The organism is Shinella lacus (assembly GCF_010994755.1).
GTDB classification, from domain to species: domain Bacteria; phylum Pseudomonadota; class Alphaproteobacteria; order Rhizobiales; family Rhizobiaceae; genus Shinella; species Shinella lacus.
In genome coordinates, this window is the sequence record NZ_WHSB02000007.1 from 320,500 (window position 1) to 342,525 (window position 22,026).

General features: G+C 64.1%; 21 protein-coding genes and 1 tRNA gene. 11 read left to right on the forward strand and 11 right to left on the reverse strand.

Annotated features, from left to right (window positions below; genetic code table 11):
• The first annotated feature begins 161 nt into the window (after positions 1-161).
• From GB927_RS20390 to GB927_RS20400, 3 genes are all read left to right on the forward strand, one after another.
• Positions 162-235: transfer RNA gene (locus GB927_RS20390), tRNA-OTHER, on the forward strand.
• A 438-nt stretch (positions 236-673) separates the two neighbouring features.
• Entirely contained in the window at positions 674-1,819 is a 1,146-nt protein-coding gene (locus tag GB927_RS20395; RefSeq protein ID WP_256119043.1) for a slipin family protein, read from the forward strand.
• 118 nt (positions 1,820-1,937) lie between these two features.
• Positions 1,938-2,450, forward strand: coding sequence for a GNAT family N-acetyltransferase (locus GB927_RS20400; RefSeq protein WP_256119044.1), 513 nt, complete (start codon positions 1,938-1,940; stop codon positions 2,448-2,450).
• A gap of 39 nt (positions 2,451-2,489) precedes the next feature.
• Here the strand turns inward: GB927_RS20400 and GB927_RS20405 are convergent, their stop codons facing one another.
• From GB927_RS20405 to GB927_RS20420, 4 genes are all read right to left on the reverse strand, one after another.
• On the reverse strand, positions 2,490-2,747 hold the full coding sequence (locus tag GB927_RS20405) for a YjhX family toxin (protein ID WP_256119045.1): 258 nt from the start codon (positions 2,745-2,747) through the stop codon (positions 2,490-2,492).
• 291 nt (positions 2,748-3,038) lie between these two features.
• Complete coding sequence (locus GB927_RS20410; protein ID WP_256119046.1) at positions 3,039-3,941, reverse strand: NAD(P)/FAD-dependent oxidoreductase; 903 nt, start codon at positions 3,939-3,941, stop codon at positions 3,039-3,041.
• Between the two features lie 83 nt (positions 3,942-4,024).
• Complete coding sequence (locus GB927_RS20415; RefSeq protein WP_256119047.1) at positions 4,025-4,468, reverse strand: RrF2 family transcriptional regulator; 444 nt, start codon at positions 4,466-4,468, stop codon at positions 4,025-4,027.
• Between the two features lie 58 nt (positions 4,469-4,526).
• Positions 4,527-4,832 carry a DUF1294 domain-containing protein gene (locus GB927_RS20420; protein WP_256119048.1) on the reverse strand — a complete coding sequence of 102 codons (306 nt, stop codon included), beginning with the start codon at positions 4,830-4,832 and terminating at the stop codon, positions 4,527-4,529.
• 131 nt (positions 4,833-4,963) lie between these two features.
• On the opposite strand from GB927_RS20420, the gene gatB reads away from it, so the two are divergent.
• The 5 genes from gatB (at position 4,964) to GB927_RS20445 (ending at position 8,391) form a co-directional block, all read left to right on the forward strand.
• On the forward strand, positions 4,964-6,466 hold the full coding sequence (gatB, locus tag GB927_RS20425) for an Asp-tRNA(Asn)/Glu-tRNA(Gln) amidotransferase subunit GatB (protein WP_256119049.1): 1,503 nt from the start codon (positions 4,964-4,966) through the stop codon (positions 6,464-6,466).
• A 4-nt stretch (positions 6,467-6,470) separates the two neighbouring features.
• Positions 6,471-6,971 (forward strand): GNAT family N-acetyltransferase, encoded by a 501-nt coding sequence (locus tag GB927_RS20430; RefSeq protein ID WP_256119050.1) that lies wholly within the window; start codon positions 6,471-6,473, stop codon positions 6,969-6,971.
• Between the two features lie 127 nt (positions 6,972-7,098).
• Positions 7,099-7,497, forward strand: a complete 399-nt coding sequence (locus tag GB927_RS20435) for an NADH:ubiquinone oxidoreductase subunit NDUFA12 (protein ID WP_256119051.1) — start codon at positions 7,099-7,101, stop codon at positions 7,495-7,497.
• A gap of 76 nt (positions 7,498-7,573) precedes the next feature.
• Positions 7,574-8,029: a DUF2155 domain-containing protein gene (locus tag GB927_RS20440; protein WP_256119052.1), complete on the forward strand. Its 456-nt coding sequence runs from the start codon at positions 7,574-7,576 to the stop codon at positions 8,027-8,029.
• Positions 8,026-8,391: a hypothetical protein gene (locus GB927_RS20445; protein WP_256119053.1), complete on the forward strand. Its 366-nt coding sequence runs from the start codon at positions 8,026-8,028 to the stop codon at positions 8,389-8,391. Before GB927_RS20440 ends, GB927_RS20445 begins: the two co-directional genes overlap by 4 nt.
• Before the next feature lie 30 nt (positions 8,392-8,421).
• Here GB927_RS20445 and aat read toward each other — a convergent pair whose 3' ends face one another.
• The 5 genes from aat to GB927_RS20470 form a co-directional block, all read right to left on the reverse strand.
• A complete protein-coding gene (aat, locus tag GB927_RS20450; RefSeq protein ID WP_256119054.1) occupies positions 8,422-9,036 on the reverse strand; it encodes a leucyl/phenylalanyl-tRNA--protein transferase in 615 nt (204 codons plus the stop codon).
• Positions 9,037-9,048: 12 nt separating this feature from the next.
• On the reverse strand, positions 9,049-10,395 hold the full coding sequence (gene accC / locus GB927_RS20455) for an acetyl-CoA carboxylase biotin carboxylase subunit (RefSeq protein WP_256119055.1): 1,347 nt from the start codon (positions 10,393-10,395) through the stop codon (positions 9,049-9,051).
• Positions 10,396-10,405: 10 nt separating this feature from the next.
• Positions 10,406-10,867, reverse strand: coding sequence for an acetyl-CoA carboxylase biotin carboxyl carrier protein (accB, locus tag GB927_RS20460; RefSeq protein WP_256119056.1), 462 nt, complete (start codon positions 10,865-10,867; stop codon positions 10,406-10,408).
• Between the two features lie 22 nt (positions 10,868-10,889).
• Complete coding sequence (gene aroQ, locus GB927_RS20465) at positions 10,890-11,327, reverse strand: type II 3-dehydroquinate dehydratase (RefSeq protein ID WP_256119057.1); 438 nt, start codon at positions 11,325-11,327, stop codon at positions 10,890-10,892.
• A gap of 152 nt (positions 11,328-11,479) precedes the next feature.
• Positions 11,480-12,238: a DsbA family protein gene (locus tag GB927_RS20470; protein ID WP_256119058.1), complete on the reverse strand. Its 759-nt coding sequence runs from the start codon at positions 12,236-12,238 to the stop codon at positions 11,480-11,482.
• 205 nt (positions 12,239-12,443) lie between these two features.
• Between GB927_RS20470 and GB927_RS20475 the strand changes: the two genes are divergently transcribed.
• A complete protein-coding gene (locus GB927_RS20475) occupies positions 12,444-13,583 on the forward strand; it encodes a pyridoxal phosphate-dependent aminotransferase (protein ID WP_256119059.1) in 1,140 nt (379 codons plus the stop codon).
• Positions 13,584-13,658: 75 nt separating this feature from the next.
• Here the strand turns inward: GB927_RS20475 and GB927_RS20480 are convergent, their stop codons facing one another.
• Both GB927_RS20480 and GB927_RS20485 read right to left on the reverse strand, forming a co-directional pair.
• Positions 13,659-14,423 (reverse strand): SDR family oxidoreductase, encoded by a 765-nt coding sequence (locus GB927_RS20480; RefSeq protein WP_256119060.1) that lies wholly within the window; start codon positions 14,421-14,423, stop codon positions 13,659-13,661.
• A gap of 132 nt (positions 14,424-14,555) precedes the next feature.
• Entirely contained in the window at positions 14,556-17,444 is a 2,889-nt protein-coding gene (locus tag GB927_RS20485) for an Rne/Rng family ribonuclease (RefSeq protein ID WP_256119061.1), read from the reverse strand.
• A 635-nt stretch (positions 17,445-18,079) separates the two neighbouring features.
• Between GB927_RS20485 and GB927_RS20490 the strand changes: the two genes are divergently transcribed.
• Entirely contained in the window at positions 18,080-19,321 is a 1,242-nt protein-coding gene (locus GB927_RS20490; protein WP_256119062.1) for an N-acetylmuramoyl-L-alanine amidase, read from the forward strand.
• Positions 19,322-19,578: 257 nt separating this feature from the next.
• Complete coding sequence (locus tag GB927_RS20495) at positions 19,579-22,026, forward strand: penicillin-binding protein 1A (RefSeq protein WP_256119063.1); 2,448 nt, start codon at positions 19,579-19,581, stop codon at positions 22,024-22,026.

Below are 22,026 nucleotides of genomic sequence, written 5' to 3' on the forward strand. Positions count from 1 at the left end.
GCCTGCGCCTTTTTCGCTTGATCTCCGCATGAGTGGAGAATAAACGCGCCCTCCCGGTCGTTCAGCCGGTGCGGATGTCAACGGATGGAGTTTTACCCTCCTCCCGCGCGAGGCGGCCCTGCCGTCGTCGTGTACGGATGCCGCACCATGAAGACTGGTTTGCGGACCTAGCTCAGCGGTAGAGCACCGGACATTCCTCCGGAGGTCGCGGGTTCGATTCCCGTTGTCTGCTCCATTGGATAGCTCAGTGGTAGAGCATCAGACTGTTACTCTGACTGTGGAAGGTTCGAATCCTTCTCCAAACAGCCTTCCAAGCTGTCTCGATATCCGGTCCGGGGACCGGACTGCGGATGGCGGACCGGGGAAACCCGGAAAGCCCGACGCCGGACGTTTGCGGTCCGGTTCGCGGTGACGGCCAAGCCGCCTTCCGGCCAGCGAGGGAGCGTGACGCTCCCGAGCCCGTCGAGAGGCTGCGCGGTCCTCTCCCGAAAACCCGCCGCCGATGGCCGCCATCCGGTCCTCGGATCACTCTTTGCATGCCCCGCCCGCGGGTTCCCCGGGCGATCAGGGTTTCTCTGGGAACTGACAAGACAACTTGCCGATGCCAAACGACATCATCAACGAAAGGAAGATCGGTTCGTGACGTAGCGTATGACCCGAAGGAGCAAGAACAATGACGACGTTTCTCGATATGATTTTGGGGCGCCAGCGCGTCCTCGTGAAGGCCAACGAACGCGTGCTCGCCCTCTACAGGGGAGAGGTGCTCGGCATTTTCGGACCGGGCGAACACGCCCTGCCGAACCGCCGCGGCATGCTCGAACTGGAGCGCCACGACGTGAACCGCCCGGCCTTCGCTTCCGCCTATGAGAAGCCGTTGTTCGACACGCTCCCGGAGGTGGCAACCCGCGAACTGAGGGTCTTCCGGACGGCAAGCCGCGAGGTGGCGGTCGTAGAGCGCGACGGCGAGCTCTTTTCGGTGCTTGCGCCGAACCAGAAGCTCGTGGTGTGGAACGCGGCAGGTCCGTGGACGGAGACGCGCGTCGATCTCAAGGATCGGCTCGACATCGATCCGGAGCTGATGCGCCGGCTGACGCGCGCCCGCCGCACGGAGCTGACGACGGCCTTCATCGTCAACGACGGCCAGGTCGGCCTGCTCTTCGTCGATGGCACGCACCAGCGCATGCTGGAGCCGGGCGCGCACGCCTTCTGGAACGTCGGCAAGACGATCCAGGTGCGCGTGGTCGATCTGAAGCGCCAGTCGCTCGACGTGACCGGTCAGGAACTGCTTACCCGGGACAAGGTCACGATCCGGGTGAACATTTCCGCCGAATACCGCGTCGCCGACCCGCTGAAGGCGGTTTCGGAGGTGAAGGACTTTGCCGATGCTTTGTACCGGGCGCTGCAATTCGCCTTCCGCCAGACGCTCGGCACGCTGACGCTCGACCAGATCCTTGAGCGCAAGGTGACGGTCAACGCGGAAGCTGCCGAGAAGGTGCGCGCCGACATGGCGGCGATCGGGATCGAGGTCTCGGCCATCGAGCTCAAGGACGTGATCCTGCCGGGCGAGATGCGCGACCTCCTCAACCAGGTCGTCGCTGCGGAAAAGCAGGCCGAAGCCAACATCATCCGCCGCCGCGAGGAAACGAACGCCACCCGTTCGCTGCTCAACACGGCAAAGGTGATGGCGGAAAACCCGGTCATGCTGCGATTGAAGGAGCTCGAAGCCCTCGAAGCCATCGCCGGAAAGGTGGAGCGCCTGACCATCCACAACGGGACGGCGGGCCTGATGAACGATATCGTTCAGCTCCGCGACAAGTAAGGGATCGCCCGGCCGGCAAGGCCGGGCGGTTCCGCTTTGCGACAACGCTCCCCATCATCTCCGTGGATAGACCTTTGGCTCTCTCGCCAAGGGCGGGGCGCAATGCTTTGATGGCGGCATGATCACCGTTCGCAACGCCCGTGAGGAGGATGTTCCGGCCATCGTCGAAATCGGCGTTCGGGCCTGGGAGCAGGCCGTCGTCGGTGTCGCCGACCTTCAGGTGCGGCGCGAGCATGCCCGCAATGCCTTTCAGCAGTTCCTCGCCCGCCATTGGCTGCGGGTCAGCGTCGCCGAATTCGACGGCGGGCTTGCCGGCTGGGCCTCGCGCGAATCCCTCGACGACGAGATCACCGACCTCTGGGTCGATCCGCTTCATCAGAAGAAGGGCGTCGGCGCGGCGCTGCTTGCGGTCATGGAGGCGGAAATCGTTGCCGCCGACTTCGAGGCCGCACGCCTCCAGACCCATGCGCGCAACACGGCGGCCGTGGGGTTCTTCCAGAAGCATGGCTATTCCGTCAGCTGGCTTTCCGTCGACTATTCCGAGCGCCTCGACAGGGATGTGGAATCGATCGGCCTGCGCCGGCAGCTCGTCGAGGATGCGCCGATCGGCTACGGGCCGGACGGGTTTTGAGGCGGGGAGGCGGGGCTTTCGCCGCGCCTCCCGCCCTTCCTATTGATTGTCCAGTTGCGAGCGCACCAGCTCCAGCCCACGCTGCGTGATGCGGTAGGGCCTGCCGCCGGAGGAGGCGATGCTGCGCCGACGCTTCAGTTTGCGGAAGAGTTCGATATCGAGCCCGCTGGCGCGCCAGCCGTCCCGCGTGATGCAGGCGACGCTGACGATCTTGCGGTTTTCGTCTTTTTCGATGTCGATCCTGCCGCCCTGGGCGAGCAGGTGGAGAATGCGCTGTTCGGCGCGGGAAATGTCCATTGTCTTGAGAAGTCCGTCTGGCGTTCGAATGAACGCGAAAAAACGTTCCGCCACCCACGGGTGGCAGGGTTCATCGTTTTTTCTGACCCTGCGCGCATTAATGAGCGGGCAGGGTCCTCAGCAGGTCTCTGACGAGTTGGACATCAAAACTCCACAAGCGTGTCGCGCAAAAGTGTTTGCGGTTTTGCGAGAACGACATGCTCAACGAACATTCCTAAATCGGATCCCGCCTTGAAAAGGTGGAATCCGATTTAGCCGGATGTCCCGAAATAACCGGGACGCCTGCGAACGTCAATGCGTCGGCCAGATCAGCGAGTGATGCAGCATGACGCCGGTCTTCACGCCATCGGCGGCGGCAAGCGTGATGTTTCCCGGGCCGAGCGCGATGTCGCCGGCGGCATAAAGCCCGGGGAGCGACGTCTGGCCGGTCTCGTCCGTCTGGATGATCTTGCCGACCGGCGTTTCCTTCAGCGTGAGGCCGCGATCGCCGGGGATCGCGCTGCGCACCCGCGCTTCCGGCATGACGAAGATTGCCTTGACCAGCGTCGGAATGCCCGGCCCGGTCTCGACGGAAAGCATACCGTTCGGCCCGTCCGCGATGGCCGTGACGCGGCCCGGCCGCAGCTTTACGGCGCGCTGTTCCAGCAAGGAGAGGGTTGCGTCGTCCGGCTCGGGCGTCGCGTTGGTGAAGAGCGTGACGCCGCCCCAATCGGCGACGAGCGCCGCGAAGCGCGCGGCATCCGCCGTGCGGGCCAGCACGCCGACCGGCCCGCCGCCGACCTCGTAGCCGTGGCAATAGGGGCAATGCAGCACCGTCTTGCCCCAGCGCTCGGCAAGGCCGGGCACATCCGGCAGCTGGTCCTCGAAGCCGGTGGCGAGCAGAACGCGCCGGGCGTCGATCCGCCCGCCATCGCCGGTGAGGATGGAAAAGCCGTCGATCTCGCCCTCCAGCTTTTCGGCCGGCGCGTCGCGGAAGGTGACGGTCTCGTAGGCGGCAAGCTGGCGGCGGGCATCCGCCAGAATATCGCGCCCCGGCCGGCCATCCTGCGCGAGGAAGCCATGGGAATGCGGGGAGAAGCGGTTGCGCGGCTCGCCGGTGTCGAGAATGGTGATGCGACGGCGGGCGCGGGCGAGCTGCATGGCAGCGGAAAGGCCGGCAAAGCCCCCGCCGATGATGATGGCATCTTCGGTCATGATAGATCCTTTCATGGAACGTGCGGCATCGTTCGCCCGGCGGGTGCCGGTCGTTCGATGCGGGTCTTTGGAGTTGGCTGCCGTCAGCCCGTATCGGCCCGGCAGAGTTTTGCCGCCACCCGAAAGTCGGCGGCGAGATCGGCAAGCGTCGTGCCGGCAAAACGCGCCATCAGGATTGCCTCCGCATCCTTCAGCGCATCGCCGATCACCCGGTTGACGGATTGCTCGACCACGCAGCCCGGCATTTCCGTCGCCGGGCCGATCTGGAAGACGATCGGCTCGCCGAGCGCATTGTAGATGTCGAGCAGCGATATCTCGGCTAGCGGCCTGGCAAAGTGCCAGCCGCCGCCATGGCCGCGGCCGGATTGCACGATGCCGGCATCGCGAAGCCCGGCCATGGTGCGCCGGACGACCACGGCGTTGGTATCGAGGCAGAGCGCGAGATCGTCCGAGGTCATCGGCGTTTCGCGCTCGGCCATGTGCATGAGGGCGTGAAGCACGGCGGAAAGGCGGCTGTTTCTTTTCATGTAACAATAATAGTTACGAAGCGCGCCTCATGTCAACCTTGCCGACGAGAGGGTGATCTCAGCCGGCGCGCAGCATCTGGTAAAGGGAAGGGCCGAAGATCAGCGCCGCCGGGATCAGCGCCGCGTGCAGGATCAGGATCGCCATCAACTGCGTGCGAAACGGCTCCTTGCGCGTCTTGTGCCGCAGCAACCGTTGTGCAGCGAAGGCGCCGAGGCTGCCGCCGATGAACGCGAATTGCAGCAGCCGCGCTTCGGAAACGCGCCAATGGCCATCCCGCGCGGCCTCCTTGTCCCACCAGAAGACGCAGAACGTCACGACGTTCACGAGAAGGAAAATCATCAGAAGCGTTGTAGCCGTGCTCATCGCCTGTCTTTAGCCGATCATCCTTGCGGCTTGGCTAACGACGGCGCGCCGCACCCGCTGAAAACCTTGCGCGGCATGCCCATATGTTCTACCGAGACAGCAACCGAAGACACCCGAGCCAAGAGCCTGCCATGACCCTCGTCGACGTCCGCACCCCCGATCCGAAACGCTTCATTCCCGGCGCCACCGGCGATTGGGAAGTCATCATCGGCATGGAGGTGCACGCGCAGGTTCTCTCCAATTCCAAGCTCTTCTCCGGCGCCTCCACCGAGTTCGGCAAAGCGCCGAATGCCAACGTTTCGCTCGTCGATGCCGCCATGCCCGGCATGCTGCCGGTCATCAACGAGGAATGCGTGCGCCAGGCCGTGCGCACCGGCCTCGGCCTCAAGGCGCAGATCAACCACCGCTCGATCTTCGACCGCAAGAACTATTTTTATCCGGACCTGCCGCAGGGTTACCAGATCTCGCAGTTCAAGGACCCGATTGTCGGCGAGGGCAAGATCGTCATCTCGCTCGGCCCCGACCGCCAGGGCAATTTTGAAGATATCGAAATCGGCATCGAGCGCCTGCACCTGGAACAGGATGCCGGCAAGTCGATGCACGACCAGCATCCGACCATGTCCTATGTCGACCTCAACCGCTCGGGCGTGGCGCTGATGGAGATCGTCTCCAAGCCGGACATGCGCTCGTCCGACGAGGCCAAGGCCTATATGACGAAGCTGCGTTCCATCGTGCGCTACCTCGGCACCTGCGATGGCAACATGGACGAAGGCTCGATGCGCGCCGACGTCAACGTCTCCGTGCGCCGTCCGGGCGAAGGGTTTGGCACGCGCTGCGAGATCAAGAACGTCAACTCCATCCGCTTCATCGGCCAGGCGATCGAATACGAAGCCCGTCGCCAGATCGGCATTCTGGAAGATGGCGGTTCGATCGATCAGGAAACCCGTCTGTTCGATCCGGGCAAGGGCGAGACGCGCTCCATGCGCTCGAAGGAAGACGCGCACGATTACCGCTACTTCCCCGATCCCGACCTGCTGCCGCTGGAATTCGACAACGAATTCGTCGGCAAGCTTCTGGCCGACCTGCCGGAACTGCCGGACGACAAGAAGATTCGCTTCGTCAAGGATTTGGGCCTCTCGGTCTACGACGCCTCGGTGCTCGTCTCGGAAAAAGCGATCGCCGACTATTACGAGGCCGTGGCCGCCGGCCGCGACGGCAAGATTGCCGCCAACTGGGTGATCAACGACTTGCTGGGCGCCTTGAACAAGGACGGCAAAGCCATTGAAGAGACTCCGGTTTCGCCCGATCAGCTCGGCGGCATCATCGATCTCATCAAGGACGGCACCATCTCCGGCAAGATCGCCAAGGACCTCTTCGAGATCGTCTGGACCGAAGGCGGCAATCCGGCGGATATCGTCGAATCGCGCGGCATGAAGCAGGTGACGGACACCGGCGCCATCGAGAAGGCCGTCGACGAGATTATTGCTGCCAACCCCGACCAGGTCGCCAAGGTTCTGGCCAAGCCGACGCTTGCCGGCTGGTTCGTCGGCCAGGTGATGAAGGCGACGGGCGGCAAGGCCAATCCGCAGGCCGTACAGGCCCTCGTCAAGGCCAAGCTCGGGCTGGAGGACTGATCCCGTGTTCTTCGTCCGCACGGCGTCCGAGGGCGATCTGGTCAAGGTCAGCGCGCTGCTGGCCGAGACCTGGCACGCGACCTATGACGCGCTCTACGGTGCCGACAAGGTAAGCCAGATCACCGCGCGCTGGCATGCTGTGCCGGCGCTCAAAAGCCGGCTGGAGCGCAAGGACGCGGAATTCGTCGTGGCCGACAACGGCAAGGAACTCGCCGGCATGGGCTTTGCGGCCATGTGGAAGGAACGGCCGAAGACCGTGCTGCTGCACCAGCTCTATGTGCTGCCGCGCTACCAGCGCCAGGGTATCGGCCGCGACATGTTCGCCGAGCTGGAAACCTGCTTTCCCGATGCCAATGCGATGATCCTCGAAGTCGATCCGCGCAACGATGCGGCTATCGCCTTCTATTCGGCGCACGGCTTCGTCAAGGTCGGTGAAGCCAAGCACACGGCGGACGACGTTTCCGGCGTGCCGCTGCATGTCTACGAGAAGCCGCTCGGCGCCTGAGTGCGGCGAAAAGGCGTGTGCGAAGGCGTGGGAATCGCTGGACATTCCGGCGCCCGCGCGCCATAAGCGGAAGAATATTCAGTCGCGGGCCGCGCTTTCGGCATGGCCCTGCCAAGGACGCCAGCCCATGAACCTCCTCACGCAGATTTTCACCTGGTGGAACGGTCAGACGATCGGCACCCGTTTTCACACCTGGCGCTTCGGCACCAAGGTCGGCGAAGACGAATTGGGCAATGTCTACTACCAGGGCACGGCCAAGGATTCCGAAGGCCGCACGCGCCGCTGGGTGATCTACAAAGGCTATGCCGAAGCCTCCGCCATCCCGCCGGGCTGGCACGGCTGGATGCACCACCGCACGGATGTTTCCCCCGCCGACGAGACCTATAAGGCGCGCGAATGGGAAAAGCCGCACCGCCCGAACGGCACCGGCAGCGCGCAGGCCTATCGCCCGCCGGGCTCGATTGCCGTTGCCGGCGAGCGTCCGCGCGTGACGGGCGACTACGACGCCTGGACGCCGGGCAACTGATACCGATTTGGCCACAATTCGCCGGTAGCTCCAAGCGGCCGGCGAAAACCGGTGCAGATCGCAGGAGACGGCATTCATGACATTCGGGTTTTTTCGGGCAAACGCCGGACGGCGGTTCGTTTCGGTCGCGCTTGCGGCCGTCGGCGTCGTTGCGACACCCGTCCTGTCCCAGGCCGCGCGGGTGGAAAACCCGGTCGCCGTCTTCTCCGGCATCGACAAGATCACCGGCCGCATCACCAATTTCGACGTCTATATCGGCGAGACGGTGCAGTTCGGCGCGCTCCAGGTGACGCCGAAGGTCTGCTACAGCCGCGACGACACCGAGGCGCAGAAGGTCACCACCTTCGTCGAGGTCGACGAAATCACACTCGATCGAAAAATCCGCCGCATCTTCACCGGGTGGATGTTCGCCGACAGCCCCGGCCTCAACGCCGTCGAGCACCCCGTCTATGACGTCTGGCTCATCGAGTGCAAGGCAAAGTCCGACGTCCCGCCCCCGGAAGACGCAGAGACGAAGGCCGATACGCAATGAGCTTACAGACTTCCAATCGGTTCAATCCGTTCTGGAAGGCTCTATCGCTTAGCGACGTCGAAACCGTCAAACAATCGCTGCAAGCAGCTGTTGAGGGGCGCTTCTTTGCCGACTGGGAGTTTTCTACCCTGTTGGGTGCCGATCGAGAAACCGCTCGCAAGGTGCTTTCGGACTGGCCCCTCATCACGATCGAACCGGCCGATGGCGTTGCTATCGTGATGAATGCACTCAACAACCTGCTGGCATATCCGCATGGCCGTGAGGCAGAGCTTTTGTCTTATGTTCCGAAGGGCAGAATCGGCATAAGCGAGACTCTCGATCGCCTCGGCGAGTTGCTCACCGAGAAATCCGCATCTCTCTGAAAACGCTGCACCTAGAGCACACTACCTGTGTCAGAACGGCAGATGGGGTGACGCCAGCGCGTTCGCCAGCATGTCCTCGTATTCGATCTTCGGCACGTCGATCGCGCCGAACGACTTCAGGTGCTCGGTGGTGAACTGTGTGTCGAGCAGGCGGAAGCCGCGGGCCTTTAGCCGCTCCACGAGATGCACGAGGCAGATTTTCGAGGCGTCGGTGCGCCGGGAGAACATGCTCTCGCCGAAGAAGGCCGCGCCCAGCGAGACGCCGTAGAGGCCGCCGACGAGGCGATCGCCCTCCCATGCTTCCACCGAATGGGCGTGGCCCATGCGGTGCAGCGTTCCGTAGAGCGAGCGGATCTTTGCGTTGATCCAGGTCGACGGCCGATCGGGTGCTGCTTCGGCGCAGGCGGCCATCACCGCGTCGAAGGCGGTGTCGAAGCGGATGTCGAAGGGGTTTTTGCGGATGGTTTTTGCAAGGCTGCGCGAGACGTGGAACTCATCCAGCGGGATGACGCCCCGCATGTCCGGCTCGACCCAGAAGAGCTCCGGGTCGTCCGCCGAATCGGCCATCGGGAAGAGCCCGATGGAATAGGCGCGCAAAAGCAGTTCCGGCGTGATTTCCGGGTGCCGGCCGCGACGCCCTGCCATAACCGACGCCCCTCAGGCGTCGGTCTTATCGGCCAGATAATTCTCCAGCCAATGGATGTCGTAATCGCCGTTGGCGATGTCCTGGTTGCCGATCAGGTCCTGGAACAGCGGCAGCGTCGTTTTGATGCCGTCGATGACGAATTCGTCGAGCACGCGGCGCAGGCGCATCATGCATTCCACGCGGGTGCGCCCGTGCACGATGAGCTTGCCGATCAGGCTGTCGTAGTAGGGCGGGATCTTGTAGCCCTGATAGGCGCCCGAATCGACGCGCACGCCAAGGCCGCCCGGCGCATGGAAATGCGTGATCGTGCCCGGCGAGGGCACGAAGGTGCGCGGGTCTTCCGCATTGATGCGGCACTCGATGGCGTGGCCGGAGAAGACGATGTCTTCCTGGCGCACCGAGAGGCCGGCACCCGAGGCGACGCGGATCTGCTCGTGGACGAGGTCGATGCCGGTGATCGCTTCGGTGATCGGGTGCTCCACCTGGAGGCGGGTGTTCATTTCGATGAAATAAAACTCGCCGTTCTCGTAGAGGAACTCGACCGTGCCGGCGCCGCGATATTTCAGCTTCATCATGGCATCGGCGCAGATCTGGCCGATCTTCATACGCTGCTCGACATTGAGGGCCGGGGAGTTCGCCTCTTCCCAGACCTTCTGGTGGCGACGCTGCAAGGAGCAGTCGCGTTCACCCAGATGCACCGCATTGCCCATGCCGTCGCCGACGACCTGGATTTCGATATGGCGCGGCTTGCCGAGGTACTTTTCCATGTAGACGGCATCGTTGCCGAAGGCGGCGAGCGCCTCGGAACGGGCGGTAGAGACGGCTTCCTCGAGATCGTCCTCGTTCTTGGCGACCTTCATGCCGCGGCCGCCGCCGCCCGCGGTTGCCTTGATGAGCACGGGGAAGCCGATCTGGCGGGCGATCTCCAGCGCGTTCTCCGGCTTCACCTCGCCTTCGGAGCCCGGAACGACCGGAATGCCGAGCGCTTCCGCCGTCTTCTTGGCGGTGATCTTGTCGCCCATGATGCGGATGTGTTCCGCCGTCGGGCCGATGAAGGTGATGCCGTGCGCGTCGAGGATTTCCGCGAACTTGGCGTTTTCCGACAGGAAGCCGTAGCCCGGATGCACGGCGTCGGCGCCGGTGATCTCGCAGGCGGCGACGATCTGGTGGATGTTCAGGTAGCTTTCGCGCGACGGCGGCGGGCCGATGCACACGCTCTCGTCGGCAAGGCGGACATGCATGGCGTCGGCATCCGCCGTCGAATGCACGGCAACCGTGGCGATGCCCAGCTCCTTGCAGGCCCGAAGGACCCGGAGCGCGATCTCGCCGCGGTTGGCAATGAGGACTTTGGAGATCATCTGAGCCACCTTATTCGATGACGATGAGCGGTTCGCCGTACTCGACCGGGCTCGAATCCTGCACGAGGATTTCGGTGACCTTGCCCGAGCGCGGCGCCGGGATCTGGTTCATCGTCTTCATGGCTTCGATGATGAGGATGGTCTGGCCTTCCTTGACCGTCGCGCCGACCTCGATGAAGGGGCGCGAGCCCGGGGCGGGCGAGAGATAGGCCGTGCCGACCATCGGGGCCGTGACGGCGTTCTTGTTGTTGCGCGCGTCGACGACGACCGGGGCGGCTGCCGCTGCGGCTGGCGCAGCATAGGCGGCCGGAGCTGCGATCGGCGCCTGGACATATTGCGGGGTGCCGGCACGCGAGACGCGGATGCGCAGGTCGTCCTGCTCCACTTCGATCTCGGTCAGGTCCGTCTCGTTGAGGATGTTGGCGAGATCGCGGATCAGACCCTGATCGATGCCGTGTTTCTTGTCAGCCATGGAAGTGAGCCTCTGTTTTTTCTTATTTCGTGATGGACGAAAGCGCGTGGAGCGCGAGGATGTAGCTGTGCGCCCCGAAACCGCAGATGACGCCCTTCACAGCGGGCGCGATCATCGATTTGTGGCGGAATTCTTCGCGGGCATGCACATTGGAAAGGTGCAGCTCGACCACCGGGATCTTGATGGCGCGGATGGCGTCATGCAGCGCGATCGAGGTGTGGGTATAGGCACCGGCATTGATGGCGATGCCGACGGCCGTGTCGCCGGCCTCATGGATCCAGTCGACCAGGTCACCTTCGTGATTGGACTGGCGGAAATCCACGGCAAAGCCCAGCTTCTCGCCCTCGGCCGTGCAGAGCGCTTCGATATCGGCAAGCGTATGCCCGCCATAGATACCGGGCTCGCGCTTGCCGAGTGCGTTCAGGTTGGGGCCGTTGAGCACAAAAAGGGGTGAAGCCATTCGCAATTCCGCATGCTGGATAGAGGATTACCTATAGACCGGCGGTTCCCGCAGGGAAAGCCCCAAGGGCAGGGGCTTTGCCGGTCGAAAGAGGCGATGTCCACAAGCAGCACAGGCTGAATACGGTGAGCGTGGCAAGAAGATGGCGTCCGTCAGCAGCTCGCCTTGCCGCAGGCGCGCACATTGGCGATTTTTGCCCGCAGGTCGTCCGCGCCGACCGCGCCGAACACCATCTCGTTGCCGAGAACGTAGGACGGCGTGCCGGTGATGCCGAGGTCGTTTGCCAGCGAATAGGCCTCTCGCACCGCGTCGTCATGCGGCTTCTCGGCCATGGTCTTGCGGATATCCGCTTCGGAAAGGCCCATGCCGGCGGCAAGCGCGATAGCGCTTTCCTCCGTCGCCCGGCCTTCGCCGCCAAGCAGCGTGCGGTGGAATTCGCCGTACTTTTCCGGCGAAAGATCGCGCACGGCAGCACTCACCTTGTGGGCGGCGAGCGAATCGGGGCCGAGGATCGGCAGTTCCTTCAGCACGAAGCGGACGTTCTTGTCTTCCTTCAGGATCGCGTCCATGTCGGAGAGCGCGCGCTTGCAGTAGCCGCAGTTGTAGTCGAAGAACTCAACGATCGTGACGTCGCCCTTCGGGTTGCCGAGCGCGATGTCATAGGGCGAGGAGAAGATCGCCTTCTCGTTGTCGGTAATCGCGCCTTGCGCCTTCGCCTGCTGCTGGGCTTCCTGCTTCTTCTGCAGGGCTTCCTGCACTTCCACCAGGATTTCCGGGTTCTCGACGAGGTATTCCTTGATGAATTCGCCGATCTCCTTCTTCTGCGCATCGTCAAGGGCGAACGCGGGAAGGGGGGCTGCGACCGCGAGTGCGAGAGCGACGGTGGCCGCGAGCTTCGTCTTGAATGTCATGTCTGTGCTGTCCTCGTCGTGATGCGCCGATGAGTGCCATTGGCGGCACCCGCGCGTCAATGCGGACGTGGGTGCTTTCAACGACCTTATGGCCGGCAAAGCGCAAACGATAGGGCAAAAGCGGCGGATTTTCGGCCCTCGCGGGATTGTGAATATGGGCGCGTTGCGGCACACAGGCACGATCTCAGAATTGGAAGGCAGGCTCATGAAACTCTCGTCGCGCGGCGCCGTCGAACCCTTCCACGCCATGGACGTGCTCGCCGAGGCGACGAAGCGGCGCGCCGCCGGCCGCCCGGTGATCTCCATGGCCGTCGGCCAGCCGGTGCATCCGGCGCCGGAAGCCGCGCGCGAAGCGGCCCGCCGGGCGCTCGATGTGGGACGCATCGGCTATACGGATGCGCTCGGACTTCTGTCGCTCCGCCGCGCCATTTCGGATTTCTACAAGAGCCGTCACGGCGTTTCCGTCGATCCGGGCCGAATCGCCATCACCACGGGTTCTTCCGCCGGCTTCAACCTGGCCTTCCTGGCGCTCTTCGATGCCGGCGACCGTGTCGCCATCGCGCGTCCGGGCTATCCCGCTTACCGCAACATCCTGGCGGCACTCGGCATCGAGACGGTGGAGATCGAGGTCGATGCGGACAATGGCTTCACGCTGACTCCCGAAGCCCTGCAAGCCCATGGCCGCATCGACGGCGTGCTGCTGGCAAGCCCGGCGAACCCGACCGGCACGGTGACAGGCCGCGCCAATCTTGCGGCGCTCTCCGCCTATTGCCGCGACAACGGCATCGCCTTCATCTCGGACGAGATCTATCACGGCCTTACCTTCGTCGGCGAAGAGGCGACGGCGCTGGAATTCGGCGACGAGGCGGTGATCATCAACTCGTTCTCGAAATATTATTGCATGACCGGCTGGCGCATCGGCTGGATGGTGCTGCCGGAGGCGCTGGTGCGCCCGGTCGAGCGCATCGCCCAGAGCCTCTACATTTCCGCGCCCGAACTCTCGCAGATCGCGGCGGAGGCCGCACTTGGCGCTGAGGCGGAGCTCAACGTCTATCGCGATGCCTACCGGGTGAACCGCGATTTCCTGGTCAAGCGCCTGCCGGAACTTGGCTTCTCCATCGCCTCGCCGATGGACGGCGCCTTCTACGCCTATGTCGACGTCAGCCGCTTCACCAATGACAGCATGGCTTTTGCCCGCCGCATGCTGGCCGAGACCGATGTCGCGGCGACGCCCGGCATCGACTTCGACCCGAAGGACGGCCAGCACACGATGCGCTTCTCCTATGCCGGCTCCTTCGAGGAGATGAACGAGGCGGTCGACCGCCTCGCACGCTGGCTGGCCTGAGGACGAAAAACGATTCCGTTTCAGGGTCTTGCTGCCAGGAGCGGATTCGATCTCGCAGCCAGGTGAATCGCTTTCTCAGACCCGGTTGATCGACACGCCGCCGTCGACGAGCATGGCCGTGCCGGTGGTGAAGCTGGAGGCGTCCGAGCACAGGAAGAGCGCGGCCTGCGCGATTTCCTCCGGGGCGGCAATGCGCTTGAAGGCGTTCAACTCTGCAATGAACTGACGCGCTTCCGGCGTGTTCGCCACCTCGCGACCCATGGGCGTATCCGTCGCACCGGGCAGCAGCGCGTTCACGCGAATGCCCTTCGGACCGTATTCGGAGGCGAGTACCTGCACGAGGCCGATCAGGCCCGACTTCGATGCCGCATAGGCCGCAAGTCCCGGAAAGCCCGCTGTGTAGCCGACGAAGGTCGAGGTGAAGACGATGGCGCCGCCGCCGCGCGCTTCCATGGCCGGCAGTTGGTATTTGGCCGCCAGGAAGCCGCTGGTCAGGTTGACGCCGAGCACGTCTTGCCAATCCGCCAGGGCGAGATCGGGCAGCGCCCCGACCGGCCCGGTGGTGCCGGCATTGTTGAAGGCGATGTCGAGGCCGCCGAATTCACGCTGCGCCGCATCGACCAGCGCCCGGTGATGGGTTTCTTCGCTGACATTACCGGCAACGGTGATGACCGCGCCGCCGCCGGAACGGATCTCGCGGGCGACCTCGTCCAGCCGTTCGCGCCCGCGGGCCGAGAGCACGAGCCGGACGCCCTGCTCGGCGAAAAGCAGCGCGGCGGCGCGGCCGATGCCGGAGCTTGCGCCGGTGATGATGGCAACCTTGTCCATAAGGCGGGTCATGGGTTTCTCCCTTGCTGGTTTCTGACGACCGCGATGTCGCAGATGGGCAGGCAGGGAACCACCCGATTCCAGCGCGCAAGAAAAAGGCCCGGACGATGCCGGGCCTTCGGATTTCTAGAGATGAGGTGCTTCTTAGAAGAAGCCGCGGCGCTGCCACCAGCCGCCCTTCTTGGGCTTGTCCGGATCGTCGTCCGGCGTGCTTTCCTTGGCCGTCGAAGACTTGACCACCGGCTCGGAGGCGATCTTCGAGAGGTCGCGGTTAGCGCGAACGGGCTTGGCCGGCTCTTCGAGATCGGCCGAGGCCACCTCGACTTCCGGTTCGACGGGAGCGACGTCCTCTTCGGCTGCCTTGGCGGGGGCGGCTTCGGGCTGCGCCTCGATGGCCGTGCGGGCAGCCTCGTCCGTGACGGCTTCCTCGGTTGCCTTGGCACGGCTGCGGCGGGCACGCTTCGGCTTGGCGGGCGCCTCTTCGGCGACAGCCTCGACCGGCGCTTCCTCGGCGACGACAGCCACTTCGGCAACGTCCACCTCGACGCTTGTCACCTCATCGGCTTCGTCCGCATCGCCATCGGCGTCATCGGTTTCGCCATCTTCGGCACCGGCTTCGACCGAACCATCCTCGGGACGGTTGCGGCGACCGCCGCGCTTGCCGCGACGGCGGCGCTTGCGGCGCTGCTCGGAGGTTTCGCCGGCCTGGGCGTCCGCATCGGCGGCATCCACACCTTCGTCGCCCTCGGCATCCTCGTCGTCGAGAACGTCTTCGTCGCCGGCCTGTTCGCCGCCGAAGGAGGCGGTGTCGGTGCCTTCGCCATTTTCACGGCGACCGCGACGGCGGCGGCGACGCTTGCGCTTGCGGCCGTCATCGGAGGCGGCGGCCGATGACGCGGTCGGGGCGGAAGCCTGCGCGGCAGCGGCCGGGCGTGCTTCCTCCTCGTCTTCCTCGTCGATCTCCTCCTCGATCACGACGTCGTCGTCTTCCGGCTCGGGCTCGAAATGCAGGATCTGTTCGATCTTGACCGGGTTTTCGACGGCTTCGCCGCGGTCGATCGCAAAATGCTGCGCGCCGACATGGGCATCCGCCTCGATGATGATCTGCACGCCGAAGCGGTTTTCATAGTCGATGATCGTGCCGCGCTTGTGGTTGAGCAGGTAGAGCGCGATGTCCGGCGTCGTGCGCACCGAGATGTTGTGCGTGGTGTTCTTGAGGAGATATTCTTCGATGCCGCGCAGCACATGCAGCGCCACCGACGACTGCGAGCGGATATGGCCCGTGCCGTTGCAGTGCGGGCAGGTCTGCATGGTCGATTCGAGAACCGATGCGCGGATGCGCTGACGCGACATTTCGAGCAGGCCGAAATGCGAGATGCGGCCGACCTGGATGCGCGCTCGGTCGTTCTTGAGGTGGTCCTTGAGGCGCTTCTCGACGGAGCGGTTGTTGCGCTTCTCCTCCATGTCGATGAAGTCGATGACGACGAGGCCGGCAAGGTCGCGCAGGCGCAGCTGGCGCGCCACTTCCTCGGCGGCTTCCAGGTTCGTCTGGAGCGCGGTCTCCTCGATGGAGTGCTCGCGCGTCGAACGGCCGGAGTTGACGTCGATCGAGACGAGCGCCTCGGTCTGGTTGATGATGATGTAGCCGCCGGACTTCAGCGTCACCTGCGGCTGCAACATACGGTCAAGCTGGGCCTCAATGCCCGAGCGCGAGAAGATCGGATGCACGTCGCGGTAAGGCTGGACGACCTTCGCGTGGCTCGGCATCAGCATCTTCATGAAGCCCTTGGCTTCCTTGTAGCCTTCCTCGCCGGCAACGACGATCTCGCTGATGTCCTTGTTGTAAAGGTCGCGGATCGAGCGCTTGATGAGTGAGCCTTCCTCGTAGACGAGGCAGGGGGCCGTGGAGGCGAGCGTCAGGGTACGGACGTTCTCCCACAGGCGCATCAGGTATTCGAAGTCGCGCTTGACCTCGACCTTGGTGCGGTTGGCACCGGCGGTGCGGAGAATGACGCCCATGCCCTGCGGAACTTCCAGGCTGCGGGCGATTTCCTTCAGGCGCTTACGGTCCTGCAGGTTGGTGATCTTGCGGGAAATGCCGCCGCCGCGCGCGGTGTTCGGCATGAGAACCGAGTAGCGGCCGGCCAGCGACAGGTAGGTGGTGAGAGCAGCGCCCTTGTTGCCGCGCTCTTCCTTGGCGACCTGCACGAGCAGGATCTGGCGGCGCTTGATGACTTCCTGGATGCGGTACTGCTTGCGCGGCTTGCGCTGCACGCGGTCCGGAACTTCTTCCATCGCGTCTTCGGCGCCGACGGATTCGATGACTTCCTTTTCTTCGCCGGGGTGACCGTCGTCATCATCGTCGTCGTCATCGCGACGGCGGCGACCGCGCTTGCGGTCGGAGGGCTCGGAGATTTCGTCGGCATCGACGGCCATGGCCATCGCGCCGCCGGGCGTCTCGTCGTCGGTGCTTTCCGCGGGGGCGGCGGCCTCTTCGGCTGCCGGCGCATCCTCGGTCTTTGCCTTGGCCTTGCGGGTGCGGCGCGGCTTTTTCGGCTTTTCGGCCGGAGCTTCTTCAAGCGCGGCGACAGCCTCGACGACCTCGGCTTCGGCGACAACCTCGACCGGAGCGGCTTCGACGACGGCTTCGGTCTCGGTGGTTTCAGCCTCGGCGGTTTCCGTTTCCGAATCATCGGAAAGGTCGGTTCCGGTCTCGACCTGCTCTATATCGTCGTCGCGACGGTGCTCTTCGGCCTCGGCCCTGAGCAGGGCCTGGCGATCAGCAAGCGGGATCTGGTAATAATCCGGGTGGATTTCGGCGAAGGCCAGGAAGCCGTGGCGGTTGCCGCCGTAATCGACGAAGGCCGCCTGCAACGACGGTTCTACCCGCGTGACCTTGGCAAGGTAGATATTGCCGCGGATCTGCTTCTTGTGTTCGGATTCGAAGTCGAATTCTTCTATGCGGTTTCCGCGTACGACAACGACGCGCGTCTCCTCAGCGTGAGACGCGTCGATAAGCATTTTCTCTGCCATGTAAATTGTGCTCCTCGGCGCATGCGCGATCCTGGCGGCGAACCGTTCCCTGAAAGGGAGGTGCCGGGAGAGGAGAGGGCTGCGCCGAATATGTAAGTTCCCGTCGGGCCCCGGTGAGGGGTTAGCGGACGGAGGGAGGTCGGTACGCGAGCGTCCCGGTGCCTGTTACCCTCTGAGAAAATCCGCTGTGACAACATCAACGTCCAACGAGAATGCCAGTGCCATAGACCTTGAAAGGTCCGATGAAGTTGCCCTTGGGTAAGGGCGTTTGGTGGAAATCCACCTTGACTGTTCCGGCCACCGCCGGCTTACGCGATCTTATCGGCCGGGAAAAAGTGGGTATGACGGCGGATGAAGGCCCGGTTCGGCGCCAAGTCCCGAAGGAGTGGCTGCCTGCTCAAGGCGATTCTATCCCGTCTGATCTTTTTCCCTGACTTTGCTTTTATGGCGGATATGTCACAATGGCAAGGGAAAAGCCAAAAGCGTCATAATCTTGATGGATTTGCGGTGATCTTGGCCCCTTCGTCCGCCGGTCTCTTGGCGCGCCAAGCTTTCGTTAACCATAAGAGGGCATCTATGGGCCTTGTCCTGCACCGCATCGCGCGGTCTCCACGCGTTTGAGGGCTGTCCGGGTGATGCTACGCGTCCTGACTGAACATTCGTCCCGCTTTTTTGCCGGCCTGATCGCCGTCTTTCTCTGTGCCGCGATCGTCACGCCGGCGCTTGCCGTTTCCGATTCGGCCGCGCCGCTGCTTGCCTTTGCCGCGCGCATCGCCGGCGACGATGCGCGCACCCGCCTCGTCATCGATTTCGACCGCAAGCCGGAGTTCAAGGTTCACTACGTCGCCAATCCCTATCGCGTGCTGATCGACCTGCCGGAAACCGATTTCGGCATTAAGGCGGAGGAACTGGAAGCGCGCGGCATCTTTTCCGACATCCGCTACGGCACCATGGCCGCCGGCCGTTCGCGCATCGTGCTGACCGCCTCGCGGCCGATCGGCGTCGTGCTGGCCGAGGTGCAGGAAGAGCAGGGGGCGGCGAGCTACCGGCTCGTCGTCGACACGGCGATCGTCACCGACCAGGTCTTCCAGGCGAACATGGAAAAACAGAGCTGGCAGGAGGCGTCCGCCACGGCGTCCAGCGAACAGGCGCCCGTCATGCTGCCCGGCAGCAAGGCGGAAGGGCCGTTCGTGATCGCCGTCGACGCCGGCCATGGCGGCATCGACAACGGTGCGCGCGGCGGCGTCACCAAGACGGAAGAGAAGCATGTCACGCTCGCCTTCGCCCGCGAACTTGCCGAGGCGCTGAACAAGCTGCCGGGCACCCGCGCGATCCTGACGCGCGACAAGGACGAGTTCCTCTCGCTTTCGCAGCGCGTGCAGCTTGCCCGCGGCGAGGGGGCGAACCTGCTGATCTCCATCCATGCCGATACGCTGCGGCAGAAGGATATCCGCGGCGCGACGGTCTATACGATCTCCGACAAGGCCTCCGACAGCCTCGCAGCGAGCCTCGCCGAGCGCGAAAACCTTTCCGACCAGATCGCCGGCATCTCCTTCGTCGACGAGCCGGCCGAGGTTGCCGATATCCTGCTCGACCTGACGCGGCGCGAGACGCAGGCCTTTTCCATCAACCTCGCCCAGAGCATCGTCGGCAACTTCAAGAACGAGGTGCTGCTGATCAACAACCCGCACCGCCATGCCGGCTTCCGCGTGCTGACCGCACCGGACGTGCCGTCGATCCTGCTGGAACTCGGCTTCATGTCGAACAAGGACGACGAAAAGCTGCTCGTCGATCCGGCCTGGCAGAAGAAGGTCGCGGGCCTCGTCGCCAAGGCGGTGGAGGAGTACCGCACGACCGTCGTTGCCAACGGCGGTTAAGCTTTTCGCGCGACGCCGCAGGCGCGCGGGCGGGGAACGTGTTAGTGTTCCTGTGCCGGAAAAGTGACAGAGGCCGCCATTGTGCGGTGGCGAAGCCGGGATGCATGCTGTAAGCCCTATTTTCCTCACATTCCGATCGCTAGACGGGAGCGAGAAAATGGGGGCGACTCGTCTTCGACTGGAAGACTGAGCGGCGCAAGGCCGGGCAGCGGGTCTGCCCGATGAAATTTAAGACATAAGGCATCGGTAACTGGCTCATGATCAGACTGATTGGATATTTCTTCGGGATTGGCGCCGTCTTCTTCCTCGGTCTGGCGGCCGTGGTCGCGCTCTATCTCGGAAGTGTCACCAAGGATCTTCCCGATTATGAGGTGTTGAACAGCTATGCGCCGCCGGTGACGACGCGCATGCATGCCGGCAACGGCGCGCTGATGGCCGAATATGCCCGCGAACGCCGCCTCTACCTGCCGATCCAGGCCATCCCGGATCGCGTGAAGGCGGCCTTCCTGTCGGCCGAAGACAAGAACTTCTACCAGCATCCCGGCGTCGACGTGACGGGCCTGTTCCGCGCCATCGTCGTGAACGTCCAGAACATGGGCTCGGGCCGCCGCCCGGTGGGCGCCTCGACGATCACCCAGCAGGTCGCGAAGAACTTCCTCTTGTCCTCCGACCAGACGATCGACCGCAAGGTCAAGGAAGCGATCCTCTCCTTCCGTATCGAGCAGGCCTATTCGAAGGACCGCATTCTCGAACTGTATCTGAACGAGATCTTCTTCGGCCTGAATTCCTACGGCATTGCCGGCGCGGCACTCACCTATTTCGACAAGTCGGTGACCGAGCTCACCATCGCCGAGACCGCCTATCTGGCGGCCCTGCCGAAGGGCCCGTCGAACTACCATCCCTTCCGCCGCACCGAGGCCGCCATCGAGCGCCGCAACTGGGTCATCGACCGCATGGTCGAGAACGGCTACGTCACCCAGAGCGACGGCGCGGAAGCCAAGGCCCAGCCGCTCGGCGTCACGCCGCGTCACCGTGGTTCCTATCTCTTCGCCTCCGAATATTTCTCGGAAGAGGTTCGCCGCCAGATCATCGAGCGCTATGGCGACAACGCGCTGTACGAGGGTGGCCTTTCGGTGCGCACCTCACTCGATCCGCGCATCCAGGTCGCGGCCCGCAAGGCCTTGCAGCATGGCCTCCTGACCTATGACGAGCGCCGCGGCTTCCATGGGCCCATCAAGACGATCGAGATCGGCGGGGACTGGGGCATCGAGCTTGCCAAGGTGGACGCCTTTGCCGACGTGCCGGAATGGAAGCTTGCCGTCGTGCTGGCCGTCGATGACGGTGGCGCCGATATCGGCCTCCAGCCGAGCAAGGACGCTTCCGGCAAGGTCGTCGAGGAGCGCGTGACTGGCCGCATCGAGGCCGACAATATGAAATGGGCCTATCGTTCGGCCAAGGGCGACCGCAAGACGGCGAAATCGCCGGCAGGCGTCTTCACGGTCGGCGACGTGGTCTATGTCGAGCCGACGGAAGGCGGCGGCTATCGCCTGCGCCAGCCGCCGAAGGTACAGGGCGGCCTCGTCGCCATGGACCCGCATACCGGCCGCGTGCTCGCCATGGTCGGCGGCTTCTCCTATGCGCAGTCGGAATTCAACCGCGCGACGCAGGCGATGCGCCAGCCGGGCTCGTCCTTCAAGCCCTTCGTCTACGCGGCGGCGCTGGACAACGGCTATACGCCGGCCTCCGTGATCATGGACGCGCCGATCGAGATCGTCGCCGGTGGCCAGGTCTGGCGCCCGCAGAACTACGGCGGCGGTGCTGCCGGCCCCTCGACGCTGCGCCTCGGCATCGAGCGCTCGCGCAACCTGATGACCGTGCGCCTCGCCAACGACATGGGCATGAACCTCGTGGCCGAATATGCCGAGCGCTTCGGCATCTACGACAAGATGTATCCGGTGCTCTCCATGTCGCTCGGTTCCGGCGAGACGACCGTGCTGCGCATGGTCTCGGCCTATTCCGTGCTCGCCAATGGCGGCAAGCAGATCAAGCCCTCGCTGATCGACCGCATCCAGGACCGCTACGGCAAGACGATCTTCCGCCACGAAGAGCGCACCTGCGAGAACTGCAACGCCAACGACTGGGAAAAGCAGGACGAGCCGACGCTGGTCGACAATCGCGAGCAGGTGCTCGACCCGATGACCGCCTACCAGATCACCTCGATGATGGAAGGCGTCGTCACGCGCGGCACCGCCGCCGGCAAGATCAAGCTCGACCGCCCGACGGCCGGCAAGACCGGCACGACAAACGACGAGAAGGACGCCTGGTTCGTCGGCTACACGCCGGACCTCGTCGCCGGCCTCTATATCGGCTTCGACAACCCGGCGCCGCTCGGCCGGGGTGCCACCGGCGGTTCGCTTTCGGCGCCGATCTTCAACGAATTCATGACCGCGGCCCTCGAAGGCACGCGCCCGACGAAGTTCATCGTGCCGGAAGGCATGCAGTTCATCGCGGTCAACCGCAAGACCGGCATGCAGGCCTCCGAAGGCCAGCCGGACACCATCATGGAAGCCTTCAAGCCCGGCACCGGCCCGGCCGACGTCTTCTCGGTCATCGGCGGCGAGGAATTCGCGAGCCCGGAAGAGATCCTGAAGAACTCGCCGCAGGCCAACCAGGCGGTGACCGGCGGCAGCGGCGGCCTGTTCTGA

Bases quoted from the DNA above. Each gene is read 5' to 3' on its own strand.
- GB927_RS20395 (WP_256119043.1), top strand. From the start codon at position 674: ATGACGACGTTTCTCGATATGATTTTGGGGCGCCAGCGCGTCCTCGTG.
- GB927_RS20400 (WP_256119044.1), top strand. From the start codon at position 1,938: ATGATCACCGTTCGCAACGCCCGTGAGGAGGATGTTCCGGCCATCGTC.
- GB927_RS20405 (WP_256119045.1), bottom strand. From the start codon at position 2,747: ATGGACATTTCCCGCGCCGAACAGCGCATTCTCCACCTGCTCGCCCAG.
- GB927_RS20410 (WP_256119046.1), bottom strand. From the start codon at position 3,941: ATGACCGAAGATGCCATCATCATCGGCGGGGGCTTTGCCGGCCTTTCC.
- GB927_RS20415 (WP_256119047.1), bottom strand. From the start codon at position 4,468: ATGAAAAGAAACAGCCGCCTTTCCGCCGTGCTTCACGCCCTCATGCAC.
- GB927_RS20420 (WP_256119048.1), bottom strand. From the start codon at position 4,832: ATGAGCACGGCTACAACGCTTCTGATGATTTTCCTTCTCGTGAACGTC.
- gatB (WP_256119049.1), top strand. From the start codon at position 4,964: ATGACCCTCGTCGACGTCCGCACCCCCGATCCGAAACGCTTCATTCCC.
- GB927_RS20435 (WP_256119051.1), top strand. From the start codon at position 7,099: ATGAACCTCCTCACGCAGATTTTCACCTGGTGGAACGGTCAGACGATC.
- GB927_RS20440 (WP_256119052.1), top strand. From the start codon at position 7,574: ATGACATTCGGGTTTTTTCGGGCAAACGCCGGACGGCGGTTCGTTTCG.
- GB927_RS20445 (WP_256119053.1), top strand. From the start codon at position 8,026: ATGAGCTTACAGACTTCCAATCGGTTCAATCCGTTCTGGAAGGCTCTA.
- aat (WP_256119054.1), bottom strand. From the start codon at position 9,036: ATGGCAGGGCGTCGCGGCCGGCACCCGGAAATCACGCCGGAACTGCTT.
- accC (WP_256119055.1), bottom strand. From the start codon at position 10,395: ATGATCTCCAAAGTCCTCATTGCCAACCGCGGCGAGATCGCGCTCCGG.
- accB (WP_256119056.1), bottom strand. From the start codon at position 10,867: ATGGCTGACAAGAAACACGGCATCGATCAGGGTCTGATCCGCGATCTC.
- aroQ (WP_256119057.1), bottom strand. From the start codon at position 11,327: ATGGCTTCACCCCTTTTTGTGCTCAACGGCCCCAACCTGAACGCACTC.
- GB927_RS20470 (WP_256119058.1), bottom strand. From the start codon at position 12,238: ATGACATTCAAGACGAAGCTCGCGGCCACCGTCGCTCTCGCACTCGCG.
- GB927_RS20475 (WP_256119059.1), top strand. From the start codon at position 12,444: ATGAAACTCTCGTCGCGCGGCGCCGTCGAACCCTTCCACGCCATGGAC.
- GB927_RS20480 (WP_256119060.1), bottom strand. From the start codon at position 14,423: ATGACCCGCCTTATGGACAAGGTTGCCATCATCACCGGCGCAAGCTCC.
- GB927_RS20485 (WP_256119061.1), bottom strand. From the start codon at position 17,444: ATGGCAGAGAAAATGCTTATCGACGCGTCTCACGCTGAGGAGACGCGC.
- GB927_RS20490 (WP_256119062.1), top strand. From the start codon at position 18,080: ATGCTACGCGTCCTGACTGAACATTCGTCCCGCTTTTTTGCCGGCCTG.
- GB927_RS20495 (WP_256119063.1), top strand. From the start codon at position 19,579: ATGATCAGACTGATTGGATATTTCTTCGGGATTGGCGCCGTCTTCTTC.